Source organism: Streptomyces sp. NPDC002574 (assembly GCF_042889545.1).
In the GTDB taxonomy this organism is placed as follows: Bacteria; Actinomycetota; Actinomycetes; order Streptomycetales; family Streptomycetaceae; genus Actinacidiphila.
Genome location: NZ_JBIARB010000007.1, coordinates 240,038 through 257,146, shown reverse-complemented (window position 1 = coordinate 257,146; position 17,109 = coordinate 240,038). Strand labels below are relative to the sequence as shown.

Below are 17,109 nucleotides of genomic sequence, written 5' to 3'. Positions count from 1 at the left end.
ACCCACGGGACGTGTACGGACAATGAATCGACGCAAGAGCACGACAGCGGCGCTGACCGCGATGCTGATACTCGCGGTGACCGCGGGCGCCGGCCCCGTGCTTCCCTCGGCCGTCGCCGCTGACGACGACCCGGGTCCGCTGCCGGTGGTCCTGCCGGCCGCGGCCAGGGCGGTGCCGCGCGCCACGCAGATCCTGGACGCGGGCACCACCGGCTTCCTGTTCGTCGAGGAGGACGACAACCGGTTGCTGTGGACGGACTACCGCACGGGCACCACGTCGGCGCTGCCCGAGACCGTCCCGGCGCCCGACTACGACATCGACGGCGGCTGGTTGCGCTGGAGCGAGTCGCTGGACCCCGGCTATTTCGGAGCGGGCTCCGACACCGTGGCGGTGTACGAGGAGACACCCGCACCGCACGTGACCCTCCGGCAGCGGGCCGGCGGTGACGTGACCGAGTTGGCCCTGCCGCAGGGGCAGGAGTACGTCGGCACCTTCGGTGGCACGGTCCTCACTCGTACCGGCTCCCCGGAGTCCCCGACCGGCTTCCACCTGCTGACGGCCGACGACGGCGCGGTGACCGACCGGCCGGTGACCGGGCTGCCCGACGGCGTCGTCGCCACGTCGGTGGAGGACGGAGACGCGACGTCCGTTGTCCTGGGTTACGGAACCGGCTCAGGCGACAACTCCCGGCACTGGGGCATCCTCGACGTCGCCGGCGGCGCGCTCACCCCGCTGCCCGACCGGCCCTCCCCGGACGCCGCGTGGGAGGTCAGCGGCTTCCGGCTCGCTCCCGGCGCGGTGCTCCGGCTGCGTATGGGCCGCGGCATGGTGGACGTCCTGGACCGGAAGGACCTGGCGGCGGCTCCCCGCACGGTGGACACGAGCGCGTACGACTACCAGGCCGCGTACGGTCTGGTGGGGGACTCGCTGCTCGCCGTCGAACCCGTGTGGCCGGGCAACAACCTGTACCGCGGCCAGCCTCTGGGCCGGCTGCCTCTGGACGGCTCCGCCCGACAGACGCTGATGGACCCCGCCGCCCACCAGATCGTCCAGGTTCCGGACGGGTCGGTGCTCGTCGCGGGGGCGGAACGCTACGTCGACCGGGGTGACCTCGACTGGGGAATCCACCGCTTCACGGCGGCGGCCGACGGCACGGTGAAGCGCACCCGCGTCACGGCCGTCGCGCCGGTACCCGCACAGGTCTATGGTCTCTCCCTGGGTGGCGGCGTCCTGACCACGGCTGACAACAGCACCCTGTACGAACCCGGCACGGTTATCGGCGCCTATCGCAGCACATGGCTGTCGGCGTCGGGCAGTCCGGTGCCGCTCCGGTCCACGGTGGACGGCCTGGTGAGCGGCCACGACGGAGACTGGGGCTGCTCCACATACACCCCGCGCTGCATCGAGATGTACGCGAGTGGTGACGGATTCCACGGCCGGCGCTTCGCGACGGAGTCGGGCCTCACCATGGTGCGTGGCAATGGGCTCGCGGACTGGGGACCTCAGATCGACACGGGGGACGACAACCCTGAACTCGCCGACTACTCGGGCCGTTACGTACTCGTCGACGGAGCGTTGTCGGGGAAGCAATACGTGGGCGAGGTCGACGAGAACGGGTCGGGCGGGAAGATCCTGTTCAAACGGGACCGTGTCGCGTCCGCTCTCTGGGGTTCGACGCTGTGGAGCGCCGGCACCAGTGGTTCCGAGGTGACGGCCACGTCCCTTCCCTCGGGCTCTCCTCTGCCCGTCTTCGTGACACGCAATGGGTGCGTCCCCACCGAACTCCAGGCCGTTGGCCGCTGGGTGTACTGGAACTGCGCGGACTCCCGGGGCGGTTCTCGGGGGGCCGGCGTCTACGACTGCTGGACCCGCGGGACCAGCACCATGCCCGGCGACGAGGCACTGCTCGGTGACGGCTACCTGGTGCTGCGGGCGGCCGGGACCGGCCTGACGCTCTACGACCTGCACGACGGTCTTCCGTTCGGCGGTCAGTACAGCCAGTTGCCGAGCCGCGTGCTGGCGACCTCCGACGAACTCGGCGCGCAGCAGGGCCGCCGGACCAGCTGGACCGTCGACCGGTTCGGTGGGGACGTGGCCTACGCGGACGACCACCAGCGGGTTCACATCGTGCCCACCGGTGTCCCCACGTCCCGTCTCGCCGTGATCGATCAGAGCCCCGGCGCCTCGTCCCTCGATCTCAGGAAGGGCTCGAACTGGGTTGCCACGTCATGGTTCTCCCGGCCCGTGAGGTCGCAGCTCACGATCAAGAACAAGGCCACGGGGGTGGTGGTCTGGTCGCGGCAACCCGCGGCGATCATGGGGCACGCGGTGGTCTCCGCGGCGTGGCCGGGCGGCCGCGACATGAACGGGCGCTTGGTCCCCAACGGCACGTACGCCTGGACGTTGACGGCCTGGGGGGAGAACGGCGTGGACTCGCAGGTGCAGTCCGGGACGATCAAGGTCACGGGCGGTGCGGCGGTGCGGCGGGACTTCACCGGCGTAGGGGGTCCGGACGGGTTCGGCGACCTGCTGACGCAGAGTTCCTCGGGGACCCTGGCCTTCCAGCAGGGCGGTGCGGGGAAGTTCTCGGGTTCCCTTGCGGGTGCCGGGTGGGCCACCTCGGTCACCGCGGTGCCGTTCGGTGATCTGAGTGGTGACCGGTGCAATGACGTGCTGGTGCGGCTCAGCAACGGAAGCCTGCGGGGGTACAAGCCGGCCTGTGGGAGGGCGTTGACGACGTCGACGCCGTACACCTCGCTCGGTACCGGTTTCCAGCAGTACAACGTGCTGACGTCGCCCGGTGACATCAGCGGCGACGGGCGCCCCGACCTGATCACCCGTCAGTCGTCGACGGGTGACATCTACCTCTACAAGGCGACCGGTACCGGCACGTTCGCCGCGCGGGTGAAGATCGCTTCGAGGTGGACCGTCTTCAAGAAGATCGTGGGTGCCGGGGACCTGGACGGCGACGGGTTCGGCGACCTGCTGGCGCAGGACACGTCGAACGAGTTGTGGCGCTTCTCCGGGGACGGCAAGGGTCACTTCAAGCCGCGTGTGCTGCTGGCCAAGAACTGGGGGGCCTCGTACAACGCGGTCGTCGGCGTCGGTGACATCACCGGCGACGGCAAGGCCGATCTGGTCGTGCGGGACACCGCGGGTGTCCTGTACCGATACGGCGGCAACGGCAAGGGCCTCTTCGGCGGGCGCGTGAAGATCGCGACCGGCTGGAAGGGCTACAAGGCCATCGCCTGATGGGGGAGACGATGAGGAAAGTGATGGTGGGGGCCGCCCTGCTGGCGCTCACCGGCTGCGCCGGGACGACGGTGTCCTCCGGTGTGGCGGCTCCCATCACGACGCCGGCTGCTCCATCGGCGTCCGCGGCCCCGGCGAAGGCCCCGCACGGCTACGACCCCAGTCGCGACGCGGCCGCGGACATCGGGGCAGCCCGCGCGGCGGCGAAGAAGGACGGCCGGCCCGTGCTGATCGACTTCGGCGCCGACTGGTGCCTGGACTGCGTCGTGCTGGGCACGCGTTTCCAGCAGCCCGAACCGGCCGCCCTGTTGGCGACTTACCATGTAGTGAGCGTGGACGTCGGCGAGTTCGACCGGAACCTCGATGTGGCCGGGCGCTACGTGGACCTGCGGACCAGCGGCATCCCGGCTCTGGTCGTGCTCGATCCCTCCTCGGGCCGGATCAAGGTGGCTACGGATCAGGGCGAGTTCTCCAACGCCCGCACGATGTCGGCGGCCCAGGTCGGGACGTTCCTCAAGCGATGGGCGTGACCGCGGGGCGCCGGGCCGCCGGGTTCGGGGCCGCCGCCGTGCTCGCGCTCACCGGTTGCGCGGCGGGTGGCGACGACCCTGCGGCCTCCGCCGCGAGCCGGTTCTCGGAGGGCGGGGTCGCCGTGACGGTCCGGGTGGAGTCCGGCGACGGCGTGCTGCGGGTCGTCGCCGACCTGCGGCCGGAGCGGGCCGGGTTCCACCTCTACAGCCTCGCTCTCCCCGACGGCGGCGTCGGCGGGATCGGCATCCCGACCCGCATCCGCGCCGAGGGCGCCCTGCGGCCCACCGGTCCGGCGGCCACCGACGCGCGGGAGCGCGTCCTGAGTCCGGAGGGCCTCGGTGTGCGCCTGCCCGTCTACCAGGACGGAGAGGTCACCCTCGAACTCCCGGTCCGGCGCGTCGCGGACGCGCACGGAGCGCGGGTGTTCCTGACGTACGGGGCGTGCAGCGAGCACGACGGCTGCCTGGCCCCGGTACGGGACCGGGCGGTCTCCGTGCCGCTCGGCGACTGAAGGAAACGGGACGGCGACACCCCCGTCGTCCACAGGGCGAATACGGTCAATTTCAGCCAGCGGCCGACGCATGCCGTGCCCCCTGCGAGGGAATCGCTGGGGGCATGACAATTCCAAAAGGATCGGACGCGACCGAAGGGCCCGCCGCCCCGGTCACCGACGAGGAACGCCTCGCCCAGCTGGGGTACACGCAGGTACTGGCCCGCCGCATGTCCGCGTTCTCCAACTTCGCGGTCTCCTTCACGATCATCTCGGTGCTCTCCGGCTGCCTGACGCTCTACGCGTTCGGCATGAACACCGGCGGCCCCGCGGTCATCACCTGGGGCTGGGTCGGCGTCGGGCTGATGACCCTGGTCGTCGGTCTGGCCATGGCCGAGATCTGCTCCACGTACCCGACCTCCGCCGGCCTCTACTACTGGGCCTACAAGCTCGCCCCGGCGCGCAGCGCCGCCGCCTGGGCGTGGTTCGCGGGCTGGTTCAACGTGCTGGGCCAGGTCGCCGTGACCGCGGGCATCGACTTCGGTGCGGCGAGCTTCCTCAACGCGTACCTGGACCTGCAGTTCGGATTCACCAGCACTCCTGGTCACACCATCGTGCTGTTCGCGGCGATCCTGCTGCTGCACGGACTGCTCAACACCTTCGGCGTCCGCGTCGTCGCGCTCCTCAACGACATCAGCGTCTGGTGGCACGTACTCGGCGTCGCGCTGATCGTGGGCGTGCTCGCTTTCGTGCCCGACCGGCACCAGTCGACCTCGTTCGTCTTCACGCATTTCGTCAACAACACCGGCTGGGGCAGCGGCGTGTACGTCGTCCTGCTGGGCCTGCTCATGGCGCAGTACACCTTCACCGGCTACGACGCCTCCGCCCACATGACCGAGGAGACCCACGACGCGGCCACCGCCGGACCGCGCGGCATCGTCCGGTCCATCTGGATCTCGTGGATCGCCGGCTTCGTGCTGCTGCTCGGCTTCACGTACGCCATCCAGTCGTACGACAAGACCCTCGGCACGGCCACCGGCGTGCCGCCCGCCCAGATCCTCATCGACGGCGCCGGCGCCGTCGGGGGCAAGCTGCTGCTGCTCGTCGTCATCGGCGCCCAGCTCTTCTGCGGCATGGCCTCCGTCACCGCCAACAGCCGCATGATCTACGCCTTCTCGCGCGACGGCGCGCTGCCCTTCTCCGCCACCTGGCGGCGCATCAACCCCCGCACCAAGACCCCCACCAACGCGGTCTGGCTCGCCGCCCTGGGCGCCCTCGTCCTCGGGCTGCCCTACCTGATCAACCTCACCGCGTACGCCGCCGTGACGTCCATCGCCGTCATCGGCCTCTACATCGCGTACGTCATCCCCACGCTGCTGCGCCTCCGCAAGGGCGACGCCTTCGACCGCGGGCCCTGGCACCTGGGCCGCTGGTCCCGTCCCATCGGCATCCTCGCCGTCGTGTGGGTGGCCTTCATCACCGTCCTGTTCATGCTCCCCCAGGTGAGTCCCGTCACCGTCGACACCTTCAACTACGCGCCCATAGCCGTCCTGGTCGTGCTCGGTTTCGCCGCCACCTGGTGGTTCGCGTCCGCCCGGCGCTGGTTCCTCCGCGACCACGCCCCGGCCCCCACGGACACCGCGGGCTGACGCCGCCGGTGGCCGCCGCCGTCCCCTCCGCGACGGCGACCGCGCCCAACAGGCCCAATGCGCTCGGAGCGACGGCCGACGTCCGGCTATGCTGCGGTGTGCGGGCCGTTAGCTCAATTGGCAGAGCAGTGGACTTTTAATCCATTGGTTGTGGGTTCGAGTCCCACACGGCCTACCCGCAGGCGGTTGGTCTCGCCACCGCTGTCCTGCGTGAATGCGGCCCCACCGGTTCAGACCGGTGGGGCCGCAGCCTCTTCTCCGGCCCCCAAGATCGAGTGCCGGCCCGCTGCCGGCCCGAGAGTGCAGCGATCATGTCTTGCCCATCCGGCCTGTGAATCCCCGCGAGAGCCCACTCGTTGCTGCGCGGGCGGCCGACTGTGGCTCAGATCATGTGCGGGCGCCTGGCGTAGAGAGCAGAACGCTGGCCCCGTCATTCCCACGCCTCGGGCCCGTCGCCGCGCCAGTCGACGAGCTCGGGGTCGGTGACGTCGACGGTGTCCGGGTCGAGGCCTGCGCGCCGAAGGAACTCCAGCAGGTCGCTCGCGTTGAAGGCCACGCCGAGGATCTCCTCCCCTGCGCGTACCTGCCGGCCGCCGCCCGGCGAGACCGGCATGACGATCACGCGGTGGTCCATTCGCTCAGGATGACCCGGGGCGGTGACGGTCGCATCCTGGTGGCGGCGCCCGGCGCCCGGCGCCGGGGCTGCCGAGCGCCGGAGAGTTACTGTGGTTGTGCGGGCTCCGCTCACCCCCCCCGGGTGGAACCTGCCGAGGGCTCCGCTCACCCCCCCCGAGCGGAGCCCTCCTTCACGGGCTGCGGTGGCTGCTGAGATTCTCCCGCCGAAAGCGCCCGTTGCGGCCCGCCGGGGTGTAGACCTTGTAGTAAGAAGCACAAAAACCACATATCGGTCGCGTCACTGCGCCTCTGAGGAGCCCCTGATGGCCTACGGCGTTTGCGATGCACCGCCCGCCCCCCGTCCAGTCATCTCCCTCGCTCGCGGCTGCAAGACGTGCCGCGGCTGGGGAACGATCGTCACCTCCGAGGGGCGTCTTGAACTGTGCCCGGTCTGCCAGAGCCGGGCTTTCCAGGTGGAGCGCATGCACTGACAGTGCGCCCTACCGTGACGAGGCCCCCACCGCGGCGCGGTGGGGGCCTCGTGCCGTCCGTCCCGTGGTGCTTGCCGTCGGGCGGCCGGCAGTCTCAGGAGGGTGCGGTCCAGCGGGGCGCCGGGGCGCGGCTGACGCACGCGGCCGCGTCGGCGCAGACGACGCCCGTGCCACTCGACCCGGGTCTTCCAGCGCTTGCGGTTGAGCAGCTCGATCTGCATGGAGGACCGGATCGGCGCGTTCCTCGACGAGGCCGAGCAGGACAGGCTCTACGCCTTCTTCCACCTGATGGCGTTCCGAGGCCTGCGCCGCGGCGAGGGCGTCGGCCAGGACTGGACAGGCGTTGACCTCGAGGCCGGTCTGCTGACCATCGCCAAGGAGATCGTCGTCGGCTCCGACGGCTGGACGCCGCTCAGCCGAAGCACGCTGCCGGCCAGGGTGCCCCACGCCCGAGCGGCGGGGTCGCCGAGCACCAGCCCGTTCAGCAGTGCTCGTTCGTCATCACCGCGCCGAAGCGGTAGACCGGGCCGGGGTCCATGGCCGCGGTGCAGATCTTCCAGGTGGACGGGTCCTCGATCTCGCGGTGCTGCCCGCCGGCATCGGTGATCCTCACGTCGGCGTCGGGCCCGAGCTGGTCGAGCGCCCCCTGGACGTTGCCACCGATGACGTCGGGCATCGGCACAGTCGCCGCGCCGACCACGGTGGGGCTGTGCGTGGCCGCGGCCGCACGTGGCGGGTCGCTCTCCGGGGTCGTCGTGGGCTGTGACGAGCCACTGCACGCGGTGAGCACCGCGAGCAGTGCGGGGGCAAGGACGAACGTGAAGGCGTGCGTGCGCATATCTCCCTCAAAGGCGTGTGAGCGACGGTCGTCATCCTCGGCGAGCCCTCGGAAGAAGCGGGCGGGCGGCACCACGCCGCCCGGGGCCTGAGATGACCCTCGAGGATAAGGCGAAGGCCGATGCACACGAGCAGGGCCTTCACCGTTTCCGCCGAGAGTGGGGATCGCGCGTCGCTGCCGTGCGCACCGGATTGCCGAGGCGCGGGGCGGGACAGCAGCCAGAGCAGACCCCAGTTCTGGAGGTGCAGCCCATGAACGCCGCAGACGCCCACGCCCTCCTTGGCGGAGGGGGTGCCGAAACCGTCCGGGCCCAGGCCCGCCGCGCGGTCGAGACCGCACCGCCGTCACCTGAACTGCTGGCGCGCCTGCGCCGCGTCTTCCTGGGCCCGGCGTCGGTGGATCCCAAGGAATGAGCGCTCACGCCGTTGAGCGATGGAAGGGCTGACAACGCGGCGCGGGCGGTCCTACCGTTCCACCATGAGGACCGTGCTCTGGACGCTGGCCGCACTCTTCTTCGGCGCTCTCGTCGTGTCCAGCCTCGTCGACATCATCACCGGGTTCCGGAGCGGGTTCACTGACGTCGTCGTCGGTGCCGGGCACCTGTTCCTCAGCGGTCTGGCGGCGAGCTACGCCGTCGGCAGGGCGCGGAAAGGCCTTGCCTCCCCGAAGAGGTGACCTCGGTCTGCTCTGCGGGGCGGCGACCGTCCCGGTCGCCGCCCCGCAGTCCCGGGTCCTGCTCCACCGTTGACCATCGGCGGCTCGCGTCAGGACGCGTAGCGGGTCACGTCGGTCACCCGGCACGTCACCTTCCCCGTGGCCTCCGCCGTGCCCTGCGCCACCTCCTGGGCGCTCTGGCCCGGGCGCAGGTTGTTCGTCCCGGCGAACCCCTCGCTGATCCGCGTGCCCTTCGCGTCGACGAATTCGACCTGCACCATGTAGTTCGACGTCTTCGAGCTGCGGTTGGTGATGGTGAGTTTCGCGCTCGGCCACGTGGTGAAGGCCTCGATCTCGCACGCGATGAGTTTCACATCGCCACTCGGGCCGGCCGACGCTTCCTTCGCGCCGTCGTCTCCGTGCCTCCCGGGCGCGTCGGCCGACGCCATGCTCGCCCCCGGCTTGGGGTCGTCACCGCCGCCCCCGCTGCTCGCCGCGACCGCGATGATCGCGAAGAGGACGAACAGCAGCACGATGCCGAGGCACCCGAAGCCGACGATCTTCCCCGCTCCGGACTTCTTCGGTGCCGGCGGCGCACCCCATCCCGGCTGCGGAGGTCCGGACGGCGGCGGGTACTGAGGCTGTGACATGGCGTCCCCCTGAGTCGTGCTGCGTGTGGCGCAAACGTGGCACAGCGGCGTATGACGGGTGATGTCACCACGAACTCCGTGACGCGGCCGTGACCGTATAGGGACGGATCGCTCATTGTCGGGCGTACGGGACGGATCGCTCGCTGTACGCGGCCAGTTGGAACCGGACGGCTGAGCCGCGGGGCGCGGGTTCGGGGCGCGGTCCGGTGTTCCGTAACGGATGGGGCGTGTGCGCCGGAGTGCGGCGCGCCCGTATCGTGGGGCCACCGCGAGCGCCGCCGCGCGGCTCGTCCCGGCACGCTTGCGCCGCCGACGCCCATCGCACTTGCCAGGAACCGGACCTCATATGACCGCACCCTCCTTGCACAGCTCCGCCGACCTCGCTTCCCTCAGCCCCGAACTCCGGGACGACCTGCGCGGGTACGCGGACCTCGGCGGCTTCACGCTGACCGCCGCCACCCACGCCTGGTACGCCGCCGCGGAGACCGTCGGCGGCCCCGAGGAGGCCCGCGCCGCCTCCACGGTTCTCACGGAACTGCGCGTCCGTGACCTGCCCGCGGTCACCAAGGCCGCGAGCCGCATCGGCGAGGGCACGGACTTCGAAGCCCCCGGCACGGTGGAGGAGGCCGAGCGGATCGTCGCGCTCCTGCTGCGCGTGCGGTCCACGCTGCGGACGCTGAGCCCCGAGGCGTACGGGCTGTCCGACGACGACCTCGACGAGCTGATCGCCGCCACCGCGAACGGCGCGTGGCGGCGCGAGCGCGGCCTCAAGCTGTCCTGGCTGCGCCGCCGCGCCCCCGGCAAGCGGGCCCGTGCCCTTGCTGCCGGGCGGGCCCGGCGCGATGCCCTCCACGCCGCGCTGACCGCCACCTCCGCCGACCGCGCCGAGTGGGCAGCGCTCGAGGTCCCCGGCCGCCCGGCCCTCCCCGCCGACGCGGACTTCCTCGACGAGGGCGCCCGCGCATCGCAGGCGGCCGTCGAGGGCCTGCGCGAACTGGGCCGACTTCTGCGGGCGGAGGGCGACCTCGCGGTTCTTCCCTTCGCCGAGCTGACCGAACTCCTCGATCGCCTCGCCGCGGACGAGGGCACCCTCTTCCGCCTCCCCACCCTCCGCGTCACGCGTGACCGCCTCACGGAGGGCGGCCTCACCGACCTCCTCGCGGACCTCACGGAGCACCGCACCGACTCCGCAGCCCTCGCGGCCCTCCTGGGCGAGACCGCGGCCACGGGTACGGCGCCGGTCCCCGCACCCCGGTCGTCGACGGACCCGGATGCCGACGAGGCCGACACGGCCGCTTCGGACGTCGAGTCCGGCGTCGAGGCGGAGCCGGAGCCGGAGGCCGTGCCCGATGTCACGGCCGCGGAGGAGCCCGAACCCGAGGCTGCGGTCCCCGCGGACGTCGAGCCTGAGGCGGAGGCGGTCGCTTCGGCCTCCGAGGGCGAGCCGGAGGCCCTGACCTCTGCGGAGCCCGAGCCGGTGGCGGAGGCTCCGGCGGTCACGGCTGATGTCGAGCCCGAGGTCGTGGTCGAGCCCGAGCCGGTGGCGGAGGCTCCCGCGGTCACGGCTGATGTCGAGCCCGAGGTCGTGGTCGAGCCCGAGCCTGAGCCGGTGGCGGATGCTTCCGCTCCTGAGCCTGAGGTTGTTGCTGAGCCGGAGCCCGTGGCCGCGGCGGAAGTTGTGGTCGAGCCGGCGGCCGAGGCTCCCGCGGTCACGGCTGAAGTCGAGCCCGAGGTCGGGGTCGAGCCCGAGCCTGAGCCGGTGGCGGATGCTTCCGCTCCTGAGCCTGAGGTTGTTGCTGAGCCGGAGCCCGTGGCCCCGGCGGAAGTTGAGCCCGAGCCGGTGGCGGAGGCTGCGGTCCCTGCGGAGGTTGAGCCGGAGACGGCTGCCGAGCCTGAGCCGAAGGCGGAGGCGGTATCCGTCCCCGAGCCTGAGCCCGTGCAGCCGGTGGCGGAAGCCCCGGAGTCCGAGCCCGAGCGCGCGCAGCAGTCCGAGGCGGTCGAGCCCGAGGCGCATGACGAGCAGGCCGGCGCGGTGCGGCCGGCGAAGCCGGCGATCCTGGCCGGGAAGGCCGTGACGGCGTACGCGCCGGAGGAACTGGCCGCGCTCGTGCGGTGGATCGACACGGACGGCGTGAAGCGGACGGACGACGAGTTGCTGCGGGCGGCGATGAAGGAGCTCGGGTTCGCCCGGCTCGGGCCGCGCATCAAGGAGGCGCTGGGCGCGGCGGTCGCCGCAGCGCGGGGCTGACCGCACCGCAAGGCAGGGCGTGGCGGCGCATGCCGCTCCGTGGGGGCACTTTCCGGTGAGGGAAAGTGCCCCCACGGGCGTTTTCCGGCCGGAGCGCCGGAGCGCCGGAGCGCCGGGGCGGTGGGGCTGGGGAAGGCGACGTGACGGCGGTGCTGTCCGAGCGCGCTGCGCGGCGTACGGGCCCAGGGGAAACGTTGCGCCGCGCATCGAACAACCGCGCCATGTCCGCATGCCCGCACGTGCGTTCGGCGTCGTGATCAAAATGGGGGGCGACTTCCAGATTTAACCTGAACTCACTTGTCGTGCCCCTTTCTACGCGCGTAACTTGACGCAGTCCGCCGTACGTTGGCCCGAATCCGACGGGCCGACGGCCGTTGAAGGAGAACCTCGTGCCGATCGCAAGACCGAGCCGAAACCGCAGCCGCACCGCGGCATTCGCTCTGATATCGACGGGAATCGCCACTTCCGTCGCCTTGACCGGACTGCCCGCCGCCCACGCGGCCCCGTCCGCCTCCGCGGTCGTCGCCGAGGTGTACGGCGGTGGCGGCAACTCGGGCGCGACGCTGACGAACGACTTCGTCGAGCTCGCGAACGCCGGGACGGCCGCGTACAACCTCTCCGGCTACAGCGTGCAGTACCTGCCCGGTTCGCCCTCCGCCTCCTCCAAGTGGGGCGTGACGCCGCTGACCGGGTCCATCGCCCCCGGCGGCCGCTACCTGGTCTCCGAGGCCGCCGGCACCGGCGGTACGACCGCCCTCCCGGCCGCCGACGCCAGCGGCAACATCGCGATGAGCGGCACCACCGGCACCATCGCCCTGGTCTCCGGCACCACCCCGCTGACCTGCCTCAACGCCGCGGACTGCGCCGCCGACACGCGCATCGTCGACGTGGTCGGCTACGGCACCGCCACCGTCCGCGAGGGCAGCCCGGTCACCGGCGCGAGCAACACCGCCTCCGTGTCGCGCGCTTCCTCCCTCGCCGACACCGACAACAACGCGGCCGACTTGACCGCCGGCACCCCGAGCCCGGTCAACACCGCGGGCCAGACCCCCGGCGGCCCCGGCGGCGACCCGGGCGACCCCGGCGACGGCGGCCCCACGGAGCCCGGCACCACCCGCATCCACGACATCCAGGGCGCCACCCGGGTCTCCCCGCTCAAGGGCCAGACCGTCACCAACGTGCCCGGCATCGTCACCGCCGTGCGCACCACCGGGTCCAAGGGCTACTGGATCCAGTCCACCGGGACCGACGTCGACGCCGACCCGCGCACCAGCGAGGCCGTCTTCGTCTACACCGGCTCGGCCAACCCGACCGTCGCGGTCGGCGACAAGGTGCTGGTGACCGGCAAGGTCTCCGAGTACTACCCCGGCACCGGCGCGCAGTCGCTCACCGAGATCACCGGCCCGACGGCCACCGTGCTCTCCAGCGGCAACACCCTGCCCGCCGTGGTCCGCCTCGACCAGACCACCATCCCGAACACCTACGGGCCGGACGCCGCCGGCGGCAGCATCGAGAACCTGCCGCTGCAGCCCGACGTCTACGCCCTGGACTTCTACGAGGCCCACGAGGGCGAGCTCGCCCAATTCACCGGCGGCAGGGTCGTCGGCGGCACCAACGAGTTCGGCGAGGTGTGGGTGACGCTGAAGCCGAACGAGAACCCCTCCGAGCGCGGCGGCACCGTGTACGGCTCGTACGCGCAGCCCAACACCGGCCGCATCAAGGTGATGTCGGTGAACACCGGCGCCCCGGTCCCGACCGCCAACGTCGGCGACAAGTTCACCGGCGACACGACCGGCCCCATCGACTACGACAACTTCGGCGGCTACAACCTTCAGGCCACCACCCTGGGCACCCGGGTCGACATGGGCCTGAAGCGCGAGGTCACCCGCAAGCAGAAGGACGCCGAGCTCGCGGTCGCCACGTACAACGTGGAGAACCTCGACCCGTCCGACCCGGCCGACAAGTTCGCGCGGCTCGCCGAGGGTGTCGTCACCAACCTCTCCTCGCCCGACATCGTGGCGCTGGAGGAGATCCAGGACAACAACGGCGCCGTCGACGACGGCACCGTCGCGGCCGACCAGACCGTGCGCAAGTTCGTCGACGCGATCGTCGCCGCCGGCGGCCCGCGCTACGACTGGCGCTCGGTCGACCCGACGAACGACACCGACGGCGGCGAGCCCGGCGGCAACATCCGCCAGGTCTTCCTCTTCAACCCCGACCGCGTGGTCTTCAAGGACCGCCCGGGCGGCGACGCCTCCACCTCGGTCGCGCCCGTCGCGACCAAGAAGGGCGTCCGGCTCTCGGTCTCGCCCGGCCGGATCGACCCGACCAGCACGGCGTGGAACAGCAGCCGCAAGCCGCTGGTCGGCGAGTTCGAGTTCAACGACAAGCAGGTCATCGTCGTCGCGAACCACTTCAACTCCAAGGGCGGCGACGAGCCCCTGCACAGCAAGGACCAGCAGCCCAACCGCACCTCCGAGGCGCAGCGCAAGCAGCAGGCCACCGAGGTCAACTCGTTCGTGAAGTCGCTGCTGGACGTCGACAAGAACGCGCGCGTCGTGGTCCTCGGTGACCTCAACGACTACGAGTTCTCCGACGCCCTGTCCACGCTCACCTCGGGCGGCGTGCTGACCGACCTGCTCACCACCCTCCCCGCCGAGCAGCGCTACACCTACGTGTACGAGGGCAACTCCCAGTCCCTCGACCACATCCTGCTCAGCCCGGACCTGCGTCGCTACGACTACGACGTCGTGCACATCAACGCCGAGTTCGCCGACCAGGCCAGCGACCACGACCCGCAGATCGTCCGGATGCGTCTGAGCGGCGCCCAGGCCGACGACTGACGGTCCCCGACGGCCGTGTGATCACGCAGGAGGGGGCGGTGCCGGCGGGCACCGCCCCCTTCCGCGCGCCCGGACGTGACGGACGTGGCGGACGGGTCAGCGGTGGTCGCGCTCGTGGTGCGGCACGCCGTTGCGGAGCGCCTCGTCGCCGGTCCAGGTGGCGAGCAGCTGCAGCGCGGCCTCGGAGGAGGAGCCGGGCTCGGCGGTGTGGAGGCACATGGACTGGTCGGCGTCGGCGGGGAAGACGACGTACTCGTACGCGAGCGTCAGGTCGCCGACGACCGGGTGGTGGTAGTGCTGGACGCCGTGGGTCCGTTCCCGGACGCCCTGGTCGGCCCACCAGTCGCGGAACTCCGTGCTCTTTATCGTCAGTTCGCCGACCAGCTCGGTCAGCCCCGGATCGTCGGGATACCGCGCGGCCTGCGCCCGCAGGGCGCCGACGAGTTCGGCGGCGTAGGCCGCCCACTGCCGGTACAGGTCACGCGCGGCCTCGTCGAGGAACAGGAAGCGCGCCAGATTGCGGTCCCGGTGCGGGAGCGCGTCGAAGTCGGTGATCAGCGCGCGGGCCAGCCGGTTGGAGGCCAGTACGTCGCCGTGGCGGCCCAGCACGAGGGCCGGGGAGCGGCCGTCCAGCAGGTCCAGCACGCGGTGCACCTCGGGTCGGACCCGCTGGGGCCGGTGCGGCGGGCGGCGGCGGGCGGCGCGGCGCGGCCTCGCCAGCTCGAAGAGGTTCGCCCGTTCGTCCGCGTCCAGCCGCAGGGCCCGGGCCACGGCGTCCAGCACCGCGTCGGAGACATTCTGGTGCCGGCCCTGCTCCAAACGGGTGTACGAGTCGGTGCTCACACCGGCGAGCCGCGCCAGCTCCTCCCGCCGCAGCCCCGGCACCCTGCGCGCCGTGCCGCTGACCGCCACCCCCGCGTCCTGAGGGCTCAGCCGTGCCCTGCGGGTCCGCAGGAACTCCCTGAGCTCGGCGTTGTGCTCCATGTCCTCCAGTATGGGCGGCCGGTCATACCTCCGCCCGGCCCCGCGTCCCCGCCCAGGTCGGGGGCTCGCGGGGCCGGCGACGCGGGGCGGGGCAGCGCTCCGGGAGGCACTAGGCGCCGTCCTCCAGGTGGCGGAGGCGTTCCTGGAAGTGGTCGAGGCGGGCGCGCAGGGCGGCCGCCTCGGCGGCGAGCTGCTGGCGCAGGGGCGGGGCGCTGTCGGCGGGGTGCGGGGCCTCGCCGGTGACGTTGACGCCGGGGCCCGCGAGACGGCCGAATTCCGCCGGGGTCAGCACCCACAGGCCCGCCGCGCACGCGTGGCAGTTGGCCTGGAGCGCGCGCCAGCCCGGCAGGCCCGTGCCGTCGCGCACGAAGACCCGCGCCGGGCGGCCGCAGCGGCAGGCCGCCATACGGACGGTGCGCACCCGCTGCCGGGCGTAGCGCATGCCGCGTTCGTACCGGGTGTACGCCCCCAGCACGCCAACCTGGAGGATCACCGCGTCACCGCAGTCCGTGGCGCAGGTCAGCGCCTGCGCCTCGGCGGCCGTGTGCAGACAGTAGAAGCCGCAGTCGCAGCCACGGGCGGGGCTGGCGTGCCGCCTGCCGTAGCCGCACCGGGCGTCGTCCAGGACGCCGTACACGATGCGCCCGCCGAGGGAGACGCCTCGGAAGCCGACGTGTGTGCCGTCCGCGGAGAGCATCGGGAACGCCAGCTTCCAGCCCGTCGGCGGCACCGCCGGCCGCTCCTCCGGCAAGCGGCGCCCGTACCTCACCGGACCGCGGCCTCGGCGCTCTCGGGCTCCCGCGCTGGCGTGTCGTCCGTGCCGGAGGCCGTCCGTGCCGTCACGGCCGTCGCGACGTCGAGCTCCTTCGCGACACCGGGCGGCTCGTCGCCGGTCTCCTCCGCGTAGCCCTTGGCCAGTGCCTTGCCCAGCTTCATGCCAGCCTCCAAGATCGGGCGAATCCGCCGTACTCGGGCATGATGACGCACCCTCGCGGCCGTCGCATAGGGGGCGTGGGGGCTCCCCGCCGCTCCCGGCCGGCTCCGGCCGTACGCCCCAGGCCATCCCCGACAGGGCGGTCGGCGGCCGTGGCAACGGCCCCTCGGCGACCCCGCGGTTGATGACACATCAGCATGCGGGCCGCCGCCGGGACCGACATGCCCCGCTTCGCATGGGTTTCCCTACCTGCCTCGCGGCGAGCATGCCGCACCCTGGGGTGTCAAGGGTGACGATCCTCACGCCGCCGTCGAGTGGTGCGGGGGGATGCGCGAGGGGCCGCGGTGCCGAAGCCCTCCCCGCTGTCGCCGTCCGCCGCGTCCCGCCGGCACGCGCGCCGCGCTCCGCGCCGCCCCCGCGGCCGCCGTCCGCCGCGTTGCTTTCAGCCGCGCCCAGTGGCGTGAAGTGCACCGCAGGCTCCCGACGCGCGGCGCGGCGGAGGGTGCGGCGCGAGGTCTCGGGGCCCGCAGGAAAGGGTCGTTGGGCGATCGGGGTCCGGGGTGACCCTCACTCCTCGTGAGCAGAGCACTCCCTTCCGCATAACGACTGATGCACACTCACATCTCCCGTTGGTCACGGCAGTCACAGCGGAATGTGGATAAATGCCCGTTCCATCCCCATAGATTCCCAGTGCGAACTCGCCGAAGCGGCTTGGAATTGGGTGCCGCCTCTATTAACGTTCGATAACGCAGCGCGGTCACCCGTCGCCCGCCAGGGCGGCGCCGTGCGCTTGCCGAATCCCGTCCGCGGGAACCGGGGAACCACTTCCTGGGGTGAATCGGGGGCCTTCACGGTCCTCGTAGGAGACCTTCCTGCTCCGAACCCGTCAGCTAACCCGGTAGGCGAGAAGGAAGGAAAGGAGTGCGCCC

Annotated in this window: 14 protein-coding genes, 1 tRNA gene, 1 pseudogene and 1 riboswitch; of the genes and pseudogenes, 10 read left to right on the top strand and 6 right to left on the bottom strand. The window is 71.9% G+C overall.

The features are described 5' to 3' along the window. Positions 1–22 precede the first annotated feature (22 nt). The 5 genes from ACFYXS_RS18630 (at position 23) to ACFYXS_RS18610 (ending at position 6,098) form a co-directional block, all read left to right on the top strand. Positions 23–3,253 (top strand): FG-GAP repeat domain-containing protein, encoded by a 3,231-nt coding sequence (locus tag ACFYXS_RS18630; protein ID WP_389249328.1) that lies wholly within the window; start codon positions 23–25, stop codon positions 3,251–3,253. Positions 3,254–3,264: 11 nt separating this feature from the next. After that, the gene (locus ACFYXS_RS18625; protein WP_389249325.1) at positions 3,265–3,783 is read left to right on the top strand and encodes a thioredoxin family protein; all 519 of its coding nucleotides are present in this window, start codon (positions 3,265–3,267) and stop codon (positions 3,781–3,783) included. Next, a complete protein-coding gene (locus ACFYXS_RS18620) occupies positions 3,774–4,295 on the top strand; it encodes a hypothetical protein (protein ID WP_389249323.1) in 522 nt (173 codons plus the stop codon). The genes ACFYXS_RS18625 and ACFYXS_RS18620 overlap by 10 nt, the downstream gene beginning before the upstream one ends. A 104-nt stretch (positions 4,296–4,399) precedes the next feature. After that, positions 4,400–5,923 (top strand): amino acid permease, encoded by a 1,524-nt coding sequence (locus ACFYXS_RS18615; RefSeq protein WP_389249321.1) that lies wholly within the window; start codon positions 4,400–4,402, stop codon positions 5,921–5,923. Between the two features lie 102 nt (positions 5,924–6,025). Next, positions 6,026–6,098, top strand: a tRNA-Lys gene (locus tag ACFYXS_RS18610). A gap of 255 nt (positions 6,099–6,353) precedes the next feature. Here the strand turns inward: ACFYXS_RS18610 and ACFYXS_RS18605 are convergent. Continuing rightward, positions 6,354–6,557, bottom strand: a complete 204-nt coding sequence (locus ACFYXS_RS18605; RefSeq protein ID WP_389249318.1) for a hypothetical protein — start codon at positions 6,555–6,557, stop codon at positions 6,354–6,356. 700 nt (positions 6,558–7,257) lie between these two features. On the opposite strand from ACFYXS_RS18605, the pseudogene ACFYXS_RS18600 reads away from it, so the two are divergent. Beyond that, positions 7,258–7,440: pseudogene (locus tag ACFYXS_RS18600) on the top strand (site-specific integrase); the annotation flags it as partial. Positions 7,441–7,510: 70 nt separating this feature from the next. On the opposite strand, the gene ACFYXS_RS18595 reads toward ACFYXS_RS18600, so the two are convergent. After that, complete coding sequence (locus ACFYXS_RS18595; protein ID WP_389249900.1) at positions 7,511–7,867, bottom strand: hypothetical protein; 357 nt, start codon at positions 7,865–7,867, stop codon at positions 7,511–7,513. A gap of 251 nt (positions 7,868–8,118) precedes the next feature. On the opposite strand from ACFYXS_RS18595, the gene ACFYXS_RS18590 reads away from it, so the two are divergent. Together ACFYXS_RS18590 and ACFYXS_RS18585 are read left to right on the top strand one after the other, a co-directional pair. Beyond that, positions 8,119–8,280, top strand: a complete 162-nt coding sequence (locus ACFYXS_RS18590; RefSeq protein ID WP_389249315.1) for a hypothetical protein — start codon at positions 8,119–8,121, stop codon at positions 8,278–8,280. A 64-nt stretch (positions 8,281–8,344) separates the two neighbouring features. After that, the gene (locus ACFYXS_RS18585) at positions 8,345–8,542 is read left to right on the top strand and encodes a hypothetical protein (protein ID WP_389249313.1); all 198 of its coding nucleotides are present in this window, start codon (positions 8,345–8,347) and stop codon (positions 8,540–8,542) included. 89 nt (positions 8,543–8,631) lie between these two features. Here the strand turns inward: ACFYXS_RS18585 and ACFYXS_RS18580 are convergent, their stop codons facing one another. Then, entirely contained in the window at positions 8,632–9,171 is a 540-nt protein-coding gene (locus ACFYXS_RS18580) for an FxLYD domain-containing protein (RefSeq protein ID WP_389249311.1), read from the bottom strand. Between the two features lie 346 nt (positions 9,172–9,517). Here ACFYXS_RS18580 and ACFYXS_RS18575 point away from each other — a divergent pair, with 346 nt between their 5' ends. Together ACFYXS_RS18575 and ACFYXS_RS18570 are read left to right on the top strand one after the other, a co-directional pair. Further along, positions 9,518–11,419 carry a hypothetical protein gene (locus ACFYXS_RS18575; RefSeq protein WP_389249309.1) on the top strand — a complete coding sequence of 634 codons (1,902 nt, stop codon included), beginning with the start codon at positions 9,518–9,520 and terminating at the stop codon, positions 11,417–11,419. A 389-nt stretch (positions 11,420–11,808) separates the two neighbouring features. Then, a complete protein-coding gene (locus ACFYXS_RS18570; RefSeq protein WP_389249306.1) occupies positions 11,809–14,262 on the top strand; it encodes an endonuclease/exonuclease/phosphatase family protein in 2,454 nt (817 codons plus the stop codon). 96 nt (positions 14,263–14,358) lie between these two features. Here the strand turns inward: ACFYXS_RS18570 and ACFYXS_RS18565 are convergent, their stop codons facing one another. The 3 genes from ACFYXS_RS18565 to ACFYXS_RS18555 form a co-directional block, all read right to left on the bottom strand. Further along, the gene (locus ACFYXS_RS18565; RefSeq protein ID WP_389249304.1) at positions 14,359–15,246 is read right to left on the bottom strand and encodes a helix-turn-helix domain-containing protein; all 888 of its coding nucleotides are present in this window, start codon (positions 15,244–15,246) and stop codon (positions 14,359–14,361) included. Between the two features lie 109 nt (positions 15,247–15,355). Then, positions 15,356–15,976 carry a hypothetical protein gene (locus ACFYXS_RS18560; RefSeq protein ID WP_389249302.1) on the bottom strand — a complete coding sequence of 207 codons (621 nt, stop codon included), beginning with the start codon at positions 15,974–15,976 and terminating at the stop codon, positions 15,356–15,358. Between the two features lie 35 nt (positions 15,977–16,011). Continuing rightward, the gene (locus ACFYXS_RS18555) at positions 16,012–16,182 is read right to left on the bottom strand and encodes a hypothetical protein (RefSeq protein ID WP_389249300.1); all 171 of its coding nucleotides are present in this window, start codon (positions 16,180–16,182) and stop codon (positions 16,012–16,014) included. A gap of 779 nt (positions 16,183–16,961) precedes the next feature. Then, a riboswitch (cyclic di-AMP (ydaO/yuaA leader) is annotated at positions 16,962–17,100 on the top strand. Positions 17,101–17,109 lie beyond the last annotated feature (9 nt).